This window comes from Mesorhizobium sp. P2_F7 (genome assembly GCF_056403695.1).
The window spans coordinates 15,173-31,854 of the sequence record NZ_JBFUFA010000024.1 but is presented as its reverse complement, the minus strand read 5'-3'; the positions used below and the strand labels follow the sequence as shown (position 1 = coordinate 31,854).

The following is a 16,682-nucleotide window of genomic DNA, read 5'->3' as shown; positions in this document are numbered from 1 at the left end:
GGTTGGCGCCCAGTCGAGCCGACCCCCTCTGGCCTGCCGGCCATCTCCCCCCTCAAGGGGCAGGGGAATCGCATATGCGGAACAAAGATGGAATCTCGCGACGTTTGTTCTCGACGCGATTCCGATTTGTTCGCCGTTCGATTCCTCGAAAGAGTCCATATGCGATTGCCCTGCCTCAAGGGGGGAGATTAGCTACTTCATCAACTTCGCCAATCTCGGCACGCCCTCGCCCACGGCGCGCGCATCGGCGAGCGTAAAGCTCATCCGCATCGTGTTGCGACCTGACCCGTCGGCATGGAACGCATTGCCCGGCACAAACGCCACGCGGGCTTCCTTGACCGAGCGGGCGAGCAGCGCAGTGGCGTCCGAGCCCTCAGGCAGCGTCAGCCAGACGAACATGCCGCCTTCGGGGCGGCTCCAGCTTACACCGTCGGGCATTTCGGCCTCGAGCGCGGCAAGCAGGGCATCGCGACGACCGCGATAAGCATCGATCAGCTTTTCCACCTGGCCGTCATAGACCGCCTCGGAAACGCGGTGCATGACCAGCTGGTTGATCGACGGGCTGTGCAGGTCCGAGGCCTGCTTCATGAGCACCAGCCGCTCGACGACGCGGCGCGGTGCGCAGACCCAGCCGACGCGCATGCCCGGCGACAGGATTTTTGAGAACGAGCCGCAATAGAGCGTGCGGGCGTTTTCGATGCCGCCGGAGCGTTCGCAGTCGAGCGCCAGGATCGGCGGCTCGCCCTCGCCGTCATAGCGCAGCGCGCGATAGGCGGCGTCCTCGATGACGGCGATGTTGAGCTCGCCGGCGAGATCGAGCACCGCCTCGCGCTGCTTGGCGTTCAGCGTCTCGCCGGTCGGGTTGGCGAAATCCGGCACCAGATAGGCGAATTTCACCTTGCCGCCGGCAGCAGCTGCGGCCGCTTGATAGGCGGCCGGCGTCATGTTGCCGCCATCCGGCGTCAGCCGGTCATAGCGCGGCTCATAGGCGTTGAAGGCCTGCAACGCGCCGAGATAGGTCGGCCACGTCACCAGCGCGGTGTCGCCGGGCGACAGGAACAGTTTTCCCAGATAATCCAGGGCCTGCTGCGAACCGGAGGTGATGAAGATGTTGTGCTCGTCACAGGCGATGCCGAGCTTGCCCATCTGACCGGCCAGCCAGCGCCGCAGCGGCAGATAACCCTCGGAGACCTGATACTGCAGGGCAGCACTCGCCTCCGCGCCGCCGAGCACCGAGGCATAGGCATCGGCGATGGCCTGCGAGGGAAACAAAGCCGGATCGGGGATGCCGCCGGCAAAGGAGATGATGTCGGGCTGGTCGAGCAGTTTCAACAGCTCGCGGATTTCCGACGCCTTCATGCGCGAGGCGCGCGACGCCAACAGGTCCATCAAACTCAAAGCCCACCTCCCCGTGGATATTGCCGGGCATGATCCTGTCCAGCGCAATTTAGGTCAATCTACCTGACCTATTATCAGGCTCCCTCGCCCGCTGGAATAGCCAGAAGGTCATTCCGCGTGGCCCAGGCGGAAAAGCAAACACATTTTGGTGCTCAACGTGGAAAATTGTTGCGCGTCCAAAGCCGTGGATGCAACCTCATTTCGAGCAGACCGGCATAAAAAGAAAAGCGGTCTCAAGAAACGGGGGGATAAATGACGCTCGAACTCATCGGGGCCGGGTTCGGCCGCACCGGCACATGGTCGACCTTTGCCGCGCTGAACAGGCTGGGTTTTCCCAGCTACCACATGCAGGAAGTCATCATCAACAAAGCCAACAAGGGCCATCTCGATTTCTGGCGCAAGGTGGCGAACAGCCCGCCCGGCAGCCAGCACGACTGGAACCGGGTGTTCGCCAATTACACGGCGACGGTCGACAATCCGGGATGCTGCGTATGGCGCGAATTGATGGCCGCCTATCCCGACGCCAAGGTGCTGCTCACCCTGCACCCGCGCGGCGCCGAAGCCTGGTACGACAGCACCATCGACACGATCTACTTCACCAAGAATGTCTGGCAGTTCAAGATCCTCGAGTGGCTGACGCCGTTCGGCCGGAAATTCGGCGACATGTCGAGCAAACTGGTCTGGGGCCGCACGCTGGCCGGCGTGATGGACGACCGCGCCAAGGCGATCGCTCGCTACAACGCCTACACCGAGGAGGTGATAGCGGCGGTTCCACCGGAGAAGCTGCTGGTGTTCAAGGTCAGCGACGGCTGGGCGCCGCTCTGCGCCTTCCTCGGCGTGGCGCTGCCCAACGAGCCCTTCCCCAACCTCAACGACCGCGAAAGCGTCAAGAAGATCATCCGCGACATCATCAAGGGCAGCTACATCATGCTCGGGCTGTCGATCGCCGCGATCATGCTTGTGCTTGCGGCGCTGTGGTGGTGGCTGGGGTAGGCAAGGAGAGCAAGGAGCCTGCCCTCCATCTTGAGGAGACCGCTGCTGCGCCTAGAACGGCAGCCGTATCTCATCGATCGCCTTCGACTCCGTCCAGCCAATGTCCTTCTGGATCTCCGTCGGCAACGCATTCAGTGCCCGCACGGTCTTCCTGTGCCTGCTGGCGCGCGCCAGGGCGGCGCGAATTCTGGTGAGACTTTCAAACATCGGTTACCTCCATGCAGCAGCAGAGCGCTGCCCCGGGCCCGCTCTTGCACGGCCTCTGTAACCGATCGATTGCGCGGCAACGGTGAAGCGGTTCACATAGCGTGCCCGCTCGGAAACATTTGTATGCAAATCAGTTTATGGAATTGAAGAAGCGCCACGAAGGGCCGCGCCAGAGTACACGCGTCCAGCGATGTCAGACACTTGGCCTGCTGGCCTGAAGTGTCGATTCAGCCGCTGTCGGCCAAGCCTTATTCCGGAGCCTGCGAATCTTCGGACGGGGCTTGCTGGGCGGTCTGCGCAGACAGCCGGCCTTTGCGGACGTGGCACTACATCTGTCGAGAGCCAGAGCCTTGACGGCGCAAACACGCCAGTCTCTTGTCCCGTCAAGCTCGGCCGACGGAGGAGATGCCACCATGGAAAAGATCATTCTCGACTGCGACCCCGGGCATGACGATGCGATCGCCATTCTGTTGGCGGCAGGCAACCCAAACATCGACCTCCTCGGCATCACCACGGTTTCGGGCAACCACAATGTCGAGAACACCACGCGCAATGCGCTTTCGGTCTGCACCGCCTATGGCATCAAGGTGCCGGTGGCGAAGGGTTCTCCCGGCCCGCTGCTCATCGATCAGGTGCTGGCCGTCGAGATCCATGGCGCGACCGGGCTCGACGGGCCCGAACTGCCGCCGGCCTCGTTCGAGCTCGACAAGCGCCATGCGGTCGACTTCATCATCGACACGGTCATGGCGCATGAGCCGAAGACGGTCACGCTGGTGCCGGTCGGCCCCTACACCAACATCGCGCTTGCCGTGCGCAAGGACCCGCGCATCGTCGGGCGGGTGAAGCGGGTCGTCGCCATGGGCGGCGCCTACACGCGCGGCAACATCACGCCGGCGGCGGAGTTCAATGTCTATGGCGACCCTGAGGCCGCCGACGTGGTGTTCCGCGCCGATTGGGACGTCACCATGGTGGGGCTCGACCTCACGCACCAGGCGCTGGCCACGCCGGACCTGCAGGACAGGTGCGCGCCATTGGCGGCCCGATGGCCAAGTTCATTCTCGATATATGGGCATTCATCGCCACCGCGCATGGCGGTCTGTTGCAGATCGAATATCCAGCCATCCATGACGCCTGCTGCGTGGCTGCCATGATCGACCCGACCGTTTTCACCACCGAGAAGGCCGACATCCGCGTCGAGCTTGCGGGACGGTGGACCAAGGGCATGACGGTCTGCAACTTCGAGAAAATGGGCGGCATGCACCATTTCGGCGGCACGGCGAGCGAGCAGACCGACTTCCGCCACACGGTGGCGATGAAGCTCGACCATGCGAAGTTCTGCGATCTGATTGTGGATGCGCTGGAGCGGCTGGTGAAGGCCAAGGGGTGACGCGCCAGGCAACGCTTCAGCCTGCAGGGGTCCGCGAAATCCGGTTCTCTGAACAGGTTCCCCGAGAGAACGAAAATATTAAACGGGCCGCCAGCGTAACGTTTTTTGCCTGCTACCGAAACAACAAGGGGGAGATTCATCCCCGATTGGGAAAAGGTAGGAGAAACGTCATGCTGAAATCCATACTTGCAGCAGCTGCTTTGGCTGTGGTCGTCGCTCAACCGGCGTTCGCAGACGATGCGATGATGAAATGCGACGACGCATCGATGATGAAGTTGCAGACTGACATGGATGCCATGACCGGCGACGCCATGAAGAAGGACGCAGCCATGAAGGAAATGGACATGGCAAAGGAAGCCATGAAGGCCAACAAGGCTGACGATTGCGTGATGCACATGGACATGGCCATGAAGGCAATGAAGAAGGGCTGACCGGCCTGCCGTCGACGGGACGAGGCCCGTTCGCGGGCCTCATTTTTTTGAATGAGGTCTGCCGCGGAGAGAACCGGCCTATAGCTTCCTGAAAAAGCCGGACAGAATATTCGGACCCGCCTCGCCCGGCCGCAGCCTGATGCCGTCCTCGAATCCATTCAGCGTCACGCATTCGAAGCCGTGGTGCGCCAGCAGCGCCACCAGCGACTCGCGGTCGAAATGGTGCAAATGCTCGTTGGGCAGACGCATGCGCCACGTCTCGAACCATGCGTCGCCATCGGCGCCGAGCTCACGCCAGCGGCAATAGGGAACGGCGATGGCCAGATGGCGGGCCTGAAGGCGGGCGAGAAAACTGAGATCAGGGATGTGCTCGAGCACGTCGAACATGGCCACAAGATCCCACGAGCCGGCGAGCGCCTCCTCCCAATCGACAAAGCGCACACCCTTGGGCAGCGGAAACCGGGTGATGTCGCAGCCGGCGCAGTCGGCAACCCCGGTAATCTTCGCGGCTTCGATGAATGTACCGGTGCCATAGCCGATCTCCAGCACCGACCGCGGTATCTCGCCGGTAATCCCCAGCACCCAGCCAAGCCGCTGATAGCCGAGCTTGATGGTGCGGTCGCTCAGGTCCTCGTAGTAGGACATGTATTTCTTGTCGTATTTGATCGGCGTGACGTCGATCTGGTGGATCACGCCAAACCGGTCGATCTCGTAATTGTCCAGCATTGGCGAAAAGCCCCCCGGGAGTGCGAAGCCTTACATGATGGAGCTGAACGCAAAGTAAGTGGCCAAGGGATGGTGGTTGCATTGACCGCTGCCCCAGGAGCCAAGCACGCTCGCAATCAAAGTAGTACTAGAATACGCTCGTCGGCAAAGCGTTGACCCAGGGGGGGCAAGACACCCGCACATGGAGCGAAGGCTTACCGCAATCCTTGCTGCCGATGTGGTTGGCTACAGCCGCCTCATGGGCGAGGACGAGGTCGGCACGCTCGAGCGGTTGAAAAGTTGCCGTCGCGAACTGGTCGACCCTGCAATCAAGGAATTCCACGGGCGCATTATCAAGCTCATGGGCGACGGCGCGCTGGTCGAGTTCGCCAGCGTCGTCGATGCCGTCCAGTGTGCTGCCATGATCCAACGCCGGATGGCGGAGCGCGACCGGGGCACCACTGATGCCCGGCAGATCCGGTTTCGCATCGGCGTCAATCTCGGCGATGTCATCGTCGAGGAAAATGACATCTACGGCGATGGCGTCAACATCGCCGCGCGCCTCGAGGCTATGGCCGAGCCGGGAGGTGTATGTATTTCGGGCACGGCGTTCGATCACGCGCTGCACAAGGTTGACGTCGGCTTTGCCAGCCTTGGCGAGCAGCGGCTCAAGAACATCGCCGACCCCGTTCGCGCCTATCGGCTGCTGCTGGATCCCGCAGCATCGGGAAAGGTCATATCCGCGCCACACCGGCCGGGATCGCGCGTCATGATCCTGGCAGGCGCCGCCGCCCTGGCGATTGCCGTGCTTGCCGGCATTTTCGCATGGCAGAAGTTCTCGATGCCATCGCGGCCATCGGTTGCCGTGCTGCCGTTTGCAAATCTCGGCGGCGATCCAGGCCAGGACTATTTCGCTGACGGCATCACCGAGGATTTGATCACCGACCTCACCAAGCTTTCCGGTCTCGATGTCATCGCCCGCAACTCGGTGTTCGCCTACAAGAACAAGCCTGCAGCGCCGGCGGACGTCGCGCGCGACCTTGGCGTCCGCTACGTCGTCGAGGGGAGCGTCCGCCGCACCGGCGAGCAGATCCGCCTCAATGCCCAGCTCATCGATACGGCAACGGGTGACAATCTGTGGGCCAACCGGTTCGACCGCGGCATGACTGGCGTGTTCAGTGTCCAGGACGAGATGAGCCGGGAGATCGCCAAGGCGCTCGGCATGCAACCTTCGGCAGCGGAAAGCGAGCGCATGGCACGCCCGCCGACCGAAAACCTCGAGGCCTACGATTTCTACCTTCGGGCCGAGCAGACAGCACGGACCGGCCGGCGCGACGGGCTGCGGGAGGCGCTTGCGCTCTACGACAAGGCGGAGGAGCTTGACCCTACCTTTGCCGAAGCCTTCGCGGCGGATGCAAGCATGACAGTCTATATCTGGCGCGAATCGTTCAACGACATCATGCAGAGCGCGCCGGCGCGCAAGCGCGCCTATGAGAAGGCAAGCCGTGCGCTGCGACTCGATCCGGACCTCTCGTCGCCTTATGCGATCCTTGGCATCATGCAGGTCGTGGATCGCCGCTATGAGGAAGCCATCGCCTCGGTCGAGCGAGCCGTTGCGCTCGGCCCCGGCGATGCGGAGACGCAAATAGCTCTAGGATACGTGCAACTGTTCGCCGGCAATCATGCCGAGGCAGCCGCAGCGGTCGAGACAGCGCTCAGACTCGACCCCAACCTTTCACCGATCAACCGGCAAATTGCCGGTCTGGTCTTTCTCATTCAAGGGAGCAACGACAAGGCGATCGAGGCGCTCGAGCGCACCCGCGACGATGCGCCGTCAGTCGGAGATTTCACGGTCACGCTCGGTGCCGCCTACGCCCGCGCCGGCCGCCTGCAGGATGCGAAGGCGGCGGTCGCCGAGGGACTGGCTGCCATGTCGACACCGGGGTTCGATTCATTGTCCGCATACCGGGTCAACGGCGCGCAATACCGCAACCCGCAGGATTTGGCTCTCATCATAGATGCGTTGCAGCAGGCGGGCTTGCCCGAATGGCCGTTCGGCTTCACCGGCGACGAGCGCAATCGCTTGAAGGGCGGAGAGATCGCCGCGCTGGTGCTGGGCCATACGTTGCAGGGCCAGCTTGAACCAGGTCTCCAACAAGCCTTCCTCCAGATCGGGAGCGACGGCAAGGCAGCCTTCCGCTCCACGACGCGGCTGGTCACCGAGACCGTCCGTGTCGATGGCGACCTGTTGTGCGAGCTGAGCGAGAATATGTTCGGGCGCCCCGACTGCGGTCCCGTCTATAAACGCCGTGACGATGGAAGCGGCGGCTATTCCTTCGTCAACTCAAGCAAGGTGTTCCACTTCGTCGTGATTCAGTAGATGCACGCGTCTCGGTGAAAGCGGCTGCTTACGCTCGCGTCCGACCCGGGACTGGAATAGGCTGCAACGAAGCCGCGTGATCGGACGGGAGGGCGCAGGCAGGTATGGAGCGACGGCTCACCGCAATCCTTGCTGCCGATGTGGTTGGCTACAGCCGCCTCATGGGCGAGGACGAGGTCGGCACGCTCGAGCGGTTGAAAAGTTGCCGTCGCGAACTGGTCGACCCTGCAATCAAGGAATTCCACGGGCGCATTATCAAGCTCATGGGCGACGGGGCGCTGGTCGAGTTCGCCAGCGTCGTCGATGCCGTCCAGTGTGCTGCCATGATCCAACGCCGGATGGCCGATCGCAACAAAGGCATCGCTGATGCCCGGCAGATCCGGTTTCGCATCGGCGTCAATCTCGGCGACGTCATCGTCGAGGAAAATGACATCTACGGCGATGGCGTCAACATCGCCGCGCGCCTCGAGGCTATGGCCGAGCCGGGAGGTGTATGTATCTCGGGCACGGCGTTCGATCATGCGCTGCACAAGGTTGATGTCGGCTTTGCCAGTCTTGGCGAGCAGCGCCTCAAGAACATCGCCGATCCGGTTCGCGCCTATCGGCTGCTGCTGGATCCTGCAGCCGCAGGGAAAATCAAGGTGGCGGTTCGCCGGCCGGTATCCCCCCGGGCGATCGGAATGGCAGGAATCGCGGTCCTGCTCGTCGTGCTCCTTGCAGGATTGTTTGCGTGGCAATCGAGGACGTCTTCCCTGGCCGAGCGACCATCGGTTGCCGTGCTGCCGTTTACAAACCTCGGGGGTGATCCGAGCCAGGACTATTTTGTGGACGGCATCACCGAGGATTTGATCACCGACCTCACCAAGCTTTCCGGTCTGGACGTCATCGCGCGCAACTCGGTGTTCGCCTACAAGAACAAGCCTGCAGCGCTGGCGGACGTCGCGCGCGACCTTGGCGTCCGCTTCGTTGTCGAGGGCAGCGTCCGCCGCACCGGCGAGCAGATCCGCCTCAACGCCCAGCTTATCGATACGGCAACGGGCGATAATCTGTGGGCCAATCGGTTCGACCGTGGCATGGCTGACGTGTTTGCCGTCCAGGACGAGATGAGCGGGGAGATCGCCAAAGCGCTCGGTGTCCAGGCTTCGGCAGCGGAGAGCAAGCGCATGGCACGCCCGCCGACGAATAATCTCGAGGCCTACGACTACTACCTACAAGCCGAGACGGCGTCACGCAGCGGCCTGCTGGCCGGTCTGCGGGCGGCGCTTGTGCTCTATGAAAAGGCGGAGGGGCTCGACCCCGCCTTCGCTGAAGCCTTTGCGGCCGACGCGCGCACGACCGTCTATGTCTGGCGCGAATCCTTCAACGACATCATCCAGAGCGCGCCCGCACGAAAGAGGGCCTATGAGAAAGCGAGCCGAGCTTTGGAACTCGAACCGGACCTTTCGTCGCCCTATGCCATTCTCGGTATCATGCAGGTCGTGAATCGCCGCTACGAAGACGCGATTGCCTCTGCCAAGAAGGCTGTTTCAATCGGTCCGGGCGATGCAGAGGCGCAAGCAGCCCTTGGATATGTTCAACTATACGCCGGCAATCACGCCGAAGCGGCCAATGCGGTCGAGACGGCGCTCAGGCTCGACCCCGACCTTTCAGCCATCAACCGGGAAGCTGCCGGGCTGGCTTTTCTTCTGCAGGGGAATGTCGAGAAAGCGATCGAGACTCTCGAACGCACACGCGACGACGCGCCCACAGTTGCCAACTTTCGGTTTACGCTCGCTGCGGCGTATGTCCGCGGCGGTCGTCTACCGGATGCGAAAGCCGCAATTGCCGATGGGCTCCGCCTCGGAGCAGGGTCCAGCTACGTGGACTCCCTGGCTGGGTGGCAGATGACTCAACATTTCCGGAACCCGCAGGATCTAACGACCATTGTCAATGCGCTGCGCCAGGCGGGACTACCCGAATGGCCCTACGGCTTCATCCCGTACGAACACGACCAGTTGAAGGGTGAGGAGATCGCGTCCCTCGTCCTTGGCCATACACTGCAAGGCCAGATCGAACCCGCACTACAACCAGCCTTCCTTCAGATCGGGAGCGACGGCAAGGCGGCCTTCCGCACAACGACGCGGCTGGTCACCGAGACCGTCTACGTCGATGGCGATCTCTTATGCGAGCAGAGCGAGAACCTGTTCGGGCGCCCCGACTGCGGTCCCGTCTACAGACGCAATGACGCGGCTGGCAAAGGCTACTCCTATGTCAATACAAGCAAGGTGTTTCACTTCACGGTCGTCCAGTAGGCGAACCTGGGCTCAGTGATACTTGTCGAGCTCCAAATTGGCCGCGACCTGCGGCCAGTTGGCATCGGCTTTCGGTATGTTTTCAGCCGCATGCGCGGCGAAATCATCCGCGTTGTCGACGTCGTAGATCAGGTAGAGCTTGCCATCGATAATCTTGAATGCTTCGGGATCGACATTGACCGTGACCCCACCGCCCACAACTTCGCCAGCACAGTAGCCACCATATTGAGGAGCGTACTTGACCGGTTCGCTCATGAACATTTCCTGGTGTTTCTTGCTGGCGAAATGCCAGGGTGTCCCCAGCCATTCATAAGTGAATTCCTCGGAGCCCTTCACGGCCTTGCCGTCGGTGAAGTAAGCGACCGTGTCGTAGCCCATGATCGCCACACCGCCGAAATAACCGGTGTTTACCGAATCGTCGGCCCGGGCCGATCCCGCGCCGGCGACCGCAGCGACCGCGACCAGGGCGGCCGCCCCCAAATTCCGAACCAGTCGTGACTTGATCATCGTGCTCATCTGCATCCTCCTTCAATCGTGGATTTCTGCGCACTTCGCCGCGTTCGCCTCGCCAAGGATTTTGGCTTGGCAGGTACCACCATGGCGTTTGAACAGTCGTAAGATTTCCGTGTTGCCCTTCCAGAATGCGCGCGTTGTCGGCATGTAGCCATGACCCTCGGGATGGTTCACATCCGCACCTTTCGCGATAAGAAATTCGGCCAGTTCAAGGTGGTTTTCCTCGCCGGCCACCAACAACGGCGTAGCGCCCGCCTTGTTGGCGGCATCGTCGAGCACCGCGCCTTTTTCCAGCAGCAGCTTGGCGATCGGCAGGCTGCCCGAGAATGCCGCCGCATGAAGCGGGGTAAAGCCGCCCGAGTTACGCGCCATGACGTCGGCACCCTTGCCCAGCAGCAATTCGGCGATTTCCGGCTGGTTGTCTAGCGCTGCAGCGATGAGGAGTGTTGCCTGGTCGCGCGCCCGGCTGTCGACGTCGGCACCGCCTGCCAGGGCTTGCTCTACGGCACCCTTGTCGCCGGCGGCGATGGAGTCGAACAATTGCTCACCTGCGGCTGCAGTTGTAGCCGCCAATACCAGCATACCAAGTGCCAGCAGTCCGCGCATGACGTAGCGGTAGCATATATTAGCCTGGAATCATACAAGCTGCGTTGGACTTATCGGGGCAGATCCTGGCGAACGGCGCGGTCGGGCTGGCTGGCTTGCGACGCAATGCGCTCCAGGGTCGTCACTGCCAGGCGGCAGATCAGGCCGGGAGCCGCCACATTCGCACATGACCCGCACCACGCAATTCCGTTTCCCCGAGTGGGTCGCAAACAAATTTTGGTCCGAGCAGTTGGTGCGTTGCATCCGAAATGCGGATTTCATCGGGCTCCGCGGACGTTTGAATGCGCGAGGCGAGATTGACGGTCTCGCCCCACAGGTCATAAGCGAACCGCCTCTTGCCTATGACGCCGGCGACGATCGGGCCCGAGTGAATTCCAATTCTGAGCCGTATCGGCTCTCCCGCGAAGCGCTCGCGCTTGACTGCCTTGCGCAGCTCGACGGCATACTGCGCGAGGGCTTTTGCATGATCGGATCGGGCGGTCGGCAGGCCAGCGACCACCATCACACAATCGCCGATTGTCTTGATCTTTTCGCAGCCATGTCGCTCAGAGAGCCGATCCGCCGCCTTGAAGAAGTAATTCAAGATGGCGAGCGTCGTCACGGCACCGACGGTCCGCGCCCGTTCCGTAAAACCGACGATGTCGGCAAAAAGCACACTGACCTCTGCGTGGTTGTCAGCAATTTTCTTGTGCGCCTTCAGGCGCTCGGCGATCGACGCCGGAAGAATGTTGAGGAGCAGGGCTTCGGCGCGCTGGTACTCACGCGCCAATCCCTCCTGGCTCTTTCTCAACGCCTCGTTCGCTGCTTGCAGTTTCTCGTTGAGTTGACGCTCCCTCTCTTGCAGGAGTGTCATTTCATAAGCCTTCTGCTGAAGCCGCTGCCTGTTGGCGCGTTCGACACTGGCGTCAAGAAAGAGCAGCCACACGCAGTCATCGTCAGCAAAAAAATGAAGGTCCGCGACACGCCCGCTGGGCAGTTCGACCATGGGAATATGAAACGGCAGCTCCGGGCAAGGCAGCAAACCTTCCATGAACTCAAGCTGCTCGGCAACAGGCTCGCCGATGCGGAGCGACGAGAGTCCGTGATGTTCGACATTGCCGCCCTTGGCAGCCACGCAAAGCTGGGCGTCGATTTTCACATATGCGACAGAGTGCCCATTGGAGAAGAAGTTGAAAATCCAACTTCTGACCTCTTTTGGCAATCCATGCATGGTCTATTTTGTGACCATCAAGGCAAGCTGATGAAACGCATCATCAACATGCTCGCCCGTGAGCGCACTTGTCAGATAGATTTGCCATCCACGCTGCCTCAGTTCGTCAATCTCACTATCCGATATTGCCCACCGATCGGCCAGATCGGATTTGTTTATCAGCAATATAAACGGCATAGCGCCGAATTCGGCCTCGACCCGTTCGCGCAGCGTGAGCGCCACGGCAAGGGTTGCGGCGCGGGTTCCATCGACGACAAGCACGAGCCCGGTTGCACCTCGGACATAGCTGACGCGGAATGAGCCGATATCGTCTTCGCCGGCCAGATCCCACAAAATAAGATCTACGGTTTTGCCCGGGAGTTCGACACTCTTCTTGTCGATTTTCACGCCCACCGTGGTCAGGTAGGTTTCTGAAAAGATGCTTTGCACAAACCTGCGAACCAGGCTCGTCTTCCCGACAGCGAAGCCGCCCAGCATGCAGATCTTTTTTTGCAACATTTCGGGCTCCGCTAGTCCAGGTTTACAGTAATCGAAACCCGGCGATTGGTGGAGCTCCCGGCTTGACTATTTTCATTTTCAGGCACCAGCGGCTCAAAGGTGCCGGCGCCCCGGACCAGCAGCAGTTCCGGAACGACGCCGCGCTTGTTGAGAAGCGCACGAACTGCCTCGGCGCGGGCGGTGCTGATCGACGCGTTGGCCGTCTCACGACCAGTGGCGTCCGAATGCCCAGTCAACATGAACCGCGCTGTTACGCCTGATTTGCGGGCATTGTCGGCGAATTCCTTGATTTGTTCCGCCAACCTGTCGAGAACCGGCGCCTGCTCCGGTCCCGGCACAACTTTGCCGGACGGGAAGAAGACATTGGTCGCCTGGATGGCCTCTCGCAAATAATTAAGTTCTGCAAGGTTCAGCTCAGTGAGCTGCGAGACATCCAGAACCACTCCGTCCGCCGAAAGTTGTTCGGCGGCGGCCTGCGCCCGGTTGATCCAGCCGGCAGGTGCCTCGCCGACGACAACGATGCGACCCTGGATGATCGAAAGCTGAACCGTTTTCGGCGGGTTCAGCGACGCCGTCAGCCGCTTAACCACGAACTTCGGATCAAGGCTCTGATAGAATTGCCACTGTGAATGAACGCGGGCAGGATCAACCCCCGTTCCGGACAGCAGAGCTTGCGGGTCGGCGGCAAGCGGGTCTCTCAGGCCGGAAATGTAGAACTGTCCACCCCTCGCCGTTTGTTGGGCGACGATGATTCCCGGTTGGGCCTCAAGTCGCGACACATAATACTGCCAGTGCTCCGCCGCGCGTGCTTCGGGGCTCACATCACGAACCTTGGAGATGTCGAATTCCGGCCCGCCTGCCGAAAGCTGTCGGGCCGCCGCACGCGCCCGGTCTATCCAAGTGTCGGGCGCCTCACCCTCAGCAACGATGCGATTATCGACGATCGAAAGCCGGACTGTATCTGGCGGATACAGCGACGCCGTCAGCCGCTTCAACACGAACTCCGGCGCAAGGCTCTCATAGAATTGCCACTGCGCATGAACCCGGGCGGGATCGACTTCTGTTCCCGACAACAGCGACTGCGGATCGACACCAAGCGGGTCTCGCAGGCCGGCGATATAGAATTGGCCGTCGCGTATCTTTTGGTCTGCAACGATGATGCCTGGCTGGGTCTCCAGTCGCGACACATAGGTCTGCCAGCGCTCCGCTGCGCGCACTTCGGGGCTCACGTCACGAACCCCCGAGATGTCGAAGACCGGCCCGCCTGCCGAAAGCTGCTGGGCCGCCGCGCGCGCCCGGGCGATCCAGGTGTCGGGAGCCTCACCCTCGGCAACGATGCGGTCGTTGACGATCGAAAGTCGCACTGTTTCCGGAGGAGCCAGCGACGCCGTCAGCCGCTTCAGCACGAACTCCGGCTCAAGGCTCTGATAGAATTGCCATTGCGAATGAACCCCGGCCGGATCGACTCCCGTGCCTGACAACAGCGACTGTGGGTCGACGGCAAGCGGGTCCCTCAGGCCGGCAATATAGAACTGGCCATCGCGTACCTGCTGTTCGGCAACGATGATGCCCGGCTGCGCCTCCACTCGCGACACGTAAGCCTGCCAGCGCGACACGTATGCCTGCCAGCGCTGCGCTGATTGCCAGGAAAGAAAGTACCAACCGCCTGCCAGACTCAAGAGCAACAGGGCAACGGCCGCCACCAGCCACGGAAATCCCTCGTTTGATTCCTCCTGCTTGAGCTCGACGCAGGTCTGCAACTGCGCCTCTACGGAGGCCAGCTGCGAACCGTCGCCGTCAAACTGCTCTAAAGCCTCTGAGGATTGCTCATGGATGCGAAGCAACACATCGCGAACGATTTCATGCAATTCCTCCGGCGGATTTCCCCGGATCACCGAAACCAGGGTCGCAAACGATCCAACTTCCGACCAGAGACGAAGCTCGCCGAAACGGATTGTGTCCAGGCCGCTCTGCTCTTTCTCGTTAAACGAGTCCTTCACAAAATCCTGAATCGCGCTGAGCATCGAAGAAATAAGCTGAGGATCTTCGCTCGTCGCATTATCGGCCGTTACATGCGCTATCAAAAGACCGGAAGTGCGATGAATGAGGAAGGCATGTTCTACACGGTAGACAAGGGAATGCTTGAGAACAACTTCCGAGAAGCTTGCCCCTGTTCTCCAGGCTTCAAGTCTCCACTTGAGCCCGTGCCAGGTGAATATGTGCCTTAGAGTTTCATTCAGCGACTGAAAGGTCTGGTCGATCTTTTCGCCGATCGACTTGCGAATTGCCGGCAGAAACACCGGGTACAATATGTCCGTCAGCGTGCGCGGGCTCTTCTGGATCGACCGTTGCACAGCCCTTTCGACGGCTGGCGCAAGGGCCTCGCCGAGTTGCGTATGAGACGCCCGTGCGGTCGCACTGGGAAGAACGTCACCCACGGCCGCCGCAAGCTGCTCGGGTTCGTCGAGCAGATGCGTGACGCGTGAAAGCTCGGAGATTTCGCGGCTGACCAGCAACTGCCGCAGCGTTTCCATGCGCGGATCGGCGGTTGGAACCGTCTCGAACTGCGCACGGTAATCCGGATCAACGTTCCGGGCGATCTCGATCAAAAGACGAGCCAGAGCCTCGCGATCAATCTCTTTATCGTTCGAGGCTGTTCTTTGCGGAAGGTTGAATGGGTCGACGGTTGACGTCAAGGTCCCATCAACTCGCTTTCCAGCTACGGTCCGAGTTGCTCTTGCTGCCGACGGGATCCTGATTGAGAGCTTTTGCAACCTCGACAAACAGGCCGGCCAAAAGATTTCGGTCGGTCTTGACGTTGCTGAGATCGGCAAACATCTTCTCGATCAGCATCTGAACGCCTTCATTCTTCTGCTTGATTTCCTCACGCAGCGAATGATCGTTCCGATTGATCCTGTCCGAAACGTCGCGCTCAAGCTCGCTCAGTTGATCCGACAACGCGCGCACCTGCTTTTCAAGTGCCTGGTTTTGCTCGCGAAGATTCCGATCGATCTCCTTGTCGGCGTCGGCTCGCGAATCTTTTTCGTTCCGCAACTGCCCCGCAAGCGAATCGATCTGCTTCTTTGCGTTCAACTCGTACATTTCGAGATTGCGCTTGGCTTCGGACTCGACATCCTTGAAGCGCTGCAAGACCCGCTCCTCAAGCTTGGAAAAACGGCGGTCGTAGTCCTGCATCTGGTTGCCGAACAGCAGGTCACGTATCTTGTCGACGCCGACGCCGTCGCCGGCGCCGGGGGCGCCGTTCTCGCGGGCCTGGACTCCCATGAAGTTCAGCCCGTTTCCTTCCGTGTTACCTATCAGATTTGCGTCCGCCTTCTTTTCTGAAGAAACGGTATTCGTAGCTTCCTTTGCCATGCTTTTGCCCTTCCATTTGAGCACCTGCCAAGGTGCAAAACCCCATAAAAAACAGAGCATGTCAGCAAAATACCCGGCTCGCAAGTCGGTATCTCTTGACTTAAGTTGATTCGTGAGGCAGCCGATTGCCGCGCACTGATTCAGCAATGGACGTTTGGGGCCAGGCCATTTCAAATGGCGGCGGCGGTAACTGCAATATTGCGCTCAATATTATTCGATAGAGAGCGCTCCACCAATTACAAGGCAATACTGCGGGCGTTTCCGGTCTGGGCTATGGCCGGCAGCTAGTCGACGCGCGCCGCTCTACTGGTCCGAAAAGCTCACGCTCACGCCGCGCTGGCGAAAATATGCCTGCATCAACTTGCGGCCCTGGCGGTTGTTCTGCGCCAACTTGGCCGGATCGAACACTGCCTGTTTTGCCCCTTCTCGAGCCAGCGCTGCCTTGAGCGTCGCGATATGGGCGTCGATGTCGGCATTGTCCGCCCGCAGCGAGGCATAAATGCTCTCGGTCGCCTGGGCCACGGTGGGTTCGCTCACAGCTGTCGTCCTTTGGTTGGTCGAGCGGCGGCTTAACACAGATTCGGGGCTTCGCCGATACCGCGGTGGACCTCCCATCCTAGGCGAATGGCCGCATTGCCAACCAGCCAAAGTCGAAAGTCCGACCTGCCGCCGCGCTGCCCTTGACGAA

The 16,682-nt window shown here is 60.9% G+C and carries 16 protein-coding genes; 6 read left to right on the top strand and 10 right to left on the bottom strand.

Annotated elements, in window-relative coordinates; translation table 11 throughout:
- Positions 1–192: 192 nt before the first annotated feature.
- Positions 193–1,389 (bottom strand): aminotransferase-like domain-containing protein, encoded by a 1,197-nt coding sequence (locus AC1DZ8_RS32750; protein ID WP_477311111.1) that lies wholly within the window; start codon positions 1,387–1,389, stop codon positions 193–195.
- 261 nt (positions 1,390–1,650) lie between these two features.
- Here AC1DZ8_RS32750 and AC1DZ8_RS32745 point away from each other — a divergent pair, with 261 nt between their 5' ends.
- Positions 1,651–2,391, top strand: a complete 741-nt coding sequence (locus AC1DZ8_RS32745) for a sulfotransferase family protein (protein ID WP_477311101.1) — start codon at positions 1,651–1,653, stop codon at positions 2,389–2,391.
- Between the two features lie 51 nt (positions 2,392–2,442).
- On the opposite strand, the gene AC1DZ8_RS32740 is transcribed toward AC1DZ8_RS32745, so the two are convergent.
- A complete protein-coding gene (locus AC1DZ8_RS32740) occupies positions 2,443–2,598 on the bottom strand; it encodes a DUF1127 domain-containing protein (protein ID WP_142867119.1) in 156 nt (51 codons plus the stop codon).
- A gap of 413 nt (positions 2,599–3,011) precedes the next feature.
- Between AC1DZ8_RS32740 and AC1DZ8_RS32735 the strand changes: the two genes are divergently transcribed.
- From AC1DZ8_RS32735 to AC1DZ8_RS32725, 3 genes are read left to right on the top strand one after another with little or no spacing between them, the layout of a single operon-like run.
- Positions 3,012–3,749: a nucleoside hydrolase gene (locus AC1DZ8_RS32735; protein WP_477311103.1), complete on the top strand. Its 738-nt coding sequence runs from the start codon at positions 3,012–3,014 to the stop codon at positions 3,747–3,749.
- Complete coding sequence (locus AC1DZ8_RS32730) at positions 3,641–3,985, top strand: nucleoside hydrolase (RefSeq protein WP_477311105.1); 345 nt, start codon at positions 3,641–3,643, stop codon at positions 3,983–3,985. The genes AC1DZ8_RS32735 and AC1DZ8_RS32730 overlap by 109 nt, the downstream gene beginning before the upstream one ends.
- The gene (locus AC1DZ8_RS32725) at positions 3,982–4,416 is read left to right on the top strand and encodes a hypothetical protein (RefSeq protein WP_477311107.1); all 435 of its coding nucleotides are present in this window, start codon (positions 3,982–3,984) and stop codon (positions 4,414–4,416) included. Before AC1DZ8_RS32730 ends, AC1DZ8_RS32725 begins: the two co-directional genes overlap by 4 nt.
- A 78-nt stretch (positions 4,417–4,494) precedes the next feature.
- Here the strand turns inward: AC1DZ8_RS32725 and AC1DZ8_RS32720 are convergent, their stop codons facing one another.
- Positions 4,495–5,142 carry a class I SAM-dependent methyltransferase gene (locus AC1DZ8_RS32720; RefSeq protein ID WP_477311109.1) on the bottom strand — a complete coding sequence of 216 codons (648 nt, stop codon included), beginning with the start codon at positions 5,140–5,142 and terminating at the stop codon, positions 4,495–4,497.
- Positions 5,143–5,323: 181 nt separating this feature from the next.
- Between AC1DZ8_RS32720 and AC1DZ8_RS32715 the strand changes: the two genes are divergently transcribed.
- Positions 5,324–7,501: a tetratricopeptide repeat protein gene (locus AC1DZ8_RS32715; protein ID WP_477402358.1), complete on the top strand. Its 2,178-nt coding sequence runs from the start codon at positions 5,324–5,326 to the stop codon at positions 7,499–7,501.
- Positions 7,502–7,605: 104 nt separating this feature from the next.
- Positions 7,606–9,792 carry an adenylate/guanylate cyclase domain-containing protein gene (locus AC1DZ8_RS32710; protein WP_477402356.1) on the top strand — a complete coding sequence of 729 codons (2,187 nt, stop codon included), beginning with the start codon at positions 7,606–7,608 and terminating at the stop codon, positions 9,790–9,792.
- Between the two features lie 12 nt (positions 9,793–9,804).
- Here AC1DZ8_RS32710 and AC1DZ8_RS32705 read toward each other — a convergent pair whose 3' ends face one another.
- The 7 genes from AC1DZ8_RS32705 to AC1DZ8_RS32675 form a co-directional block, all read right to left on the bottom strand.
- On the bottom strand, positions 9,805–10,308 hold the full coding sequence (locus AC1DZ8_RS32705; protein WP_352587821.1) for a YHS domain-containing (seleno)protein: 504 nt from the start codon (positions 10,306–10,308) through the stop codon (positions 9,805–9,807).
- A 12-nt stretch (positions 10,309–10,320) separates the two neighbouring features.
- Positions 10,321–10,911: an ankyrin repeat domain-containing protein gene (locus AC1DZ8_RS32700; protein WP_477307818.1), complete on the bottom strand. Its 591-nt coding sequence runs from the start codon at positions 10,909–10,911 to the stop codon at positions 10,321–10,323.
- A gap of 139 nt (positions 10,912–11,050) precedes the next feature.
- A complete protein-coding gene (locus AC1DZ8_RS32695) occupies positions 11,051–12,121 on the bottom strand; it encodes an adenylate/guanylate cyclase domain-containing protein (protein ID WP_477402354.1) in 1,071 nt (356 codons plus the stop codon).
- A gap of 3 nt (positions 12,122–12,124) precedes the next feature.
- Positions 12,125–12,619, bottom strand: a complete 495-nt coding sequence (locus AC1DZ8_RS32690) for a Rab family GTPase (protein ID WP_112561831.1) — start codon at positions 12,617–12,619, stop codon at positions 12,125–12,127.
- Between the two features lie 11 nt (positions 12,620–12,630).
- Positions 12,631–15,315: an OmpA family protein gene (locus AC1DZ8_RS32685; RefSeq protein ID WP_477307814.1), complete on the bottom strand. Its 2,685-nt coding sequence runs from the start codon at positions 15,313–15,315 to the stop codon at positions 12,631–12,633.
- A 7-nt stretch (positions 15,316–15,322) separates the two neighbouring features.
- Positions 15,323–15,994, bottom strand: a complete 672-nt coding sequence (locus AC1DZ8_RS32680; protein WP_477307812.1) for a hypothetical protein — start codon at positions 15,992–15,994, stop codon at positions 15,323–15,325.
- Between the two features lie 303 nt (positions 15,995–16,297).
- Complete coding sequence (locus AC1DZ8_RS32675) at positions 16,298–16,531, bottom strand: hypothetical protein (protein ID WP_477402352.1); 234 nt, start codon at positions 16,529–16,531, stop codon at positions 16,298–16,300.
- Positions 16,532–16,682: the final 151 nt, after the last annotated feature.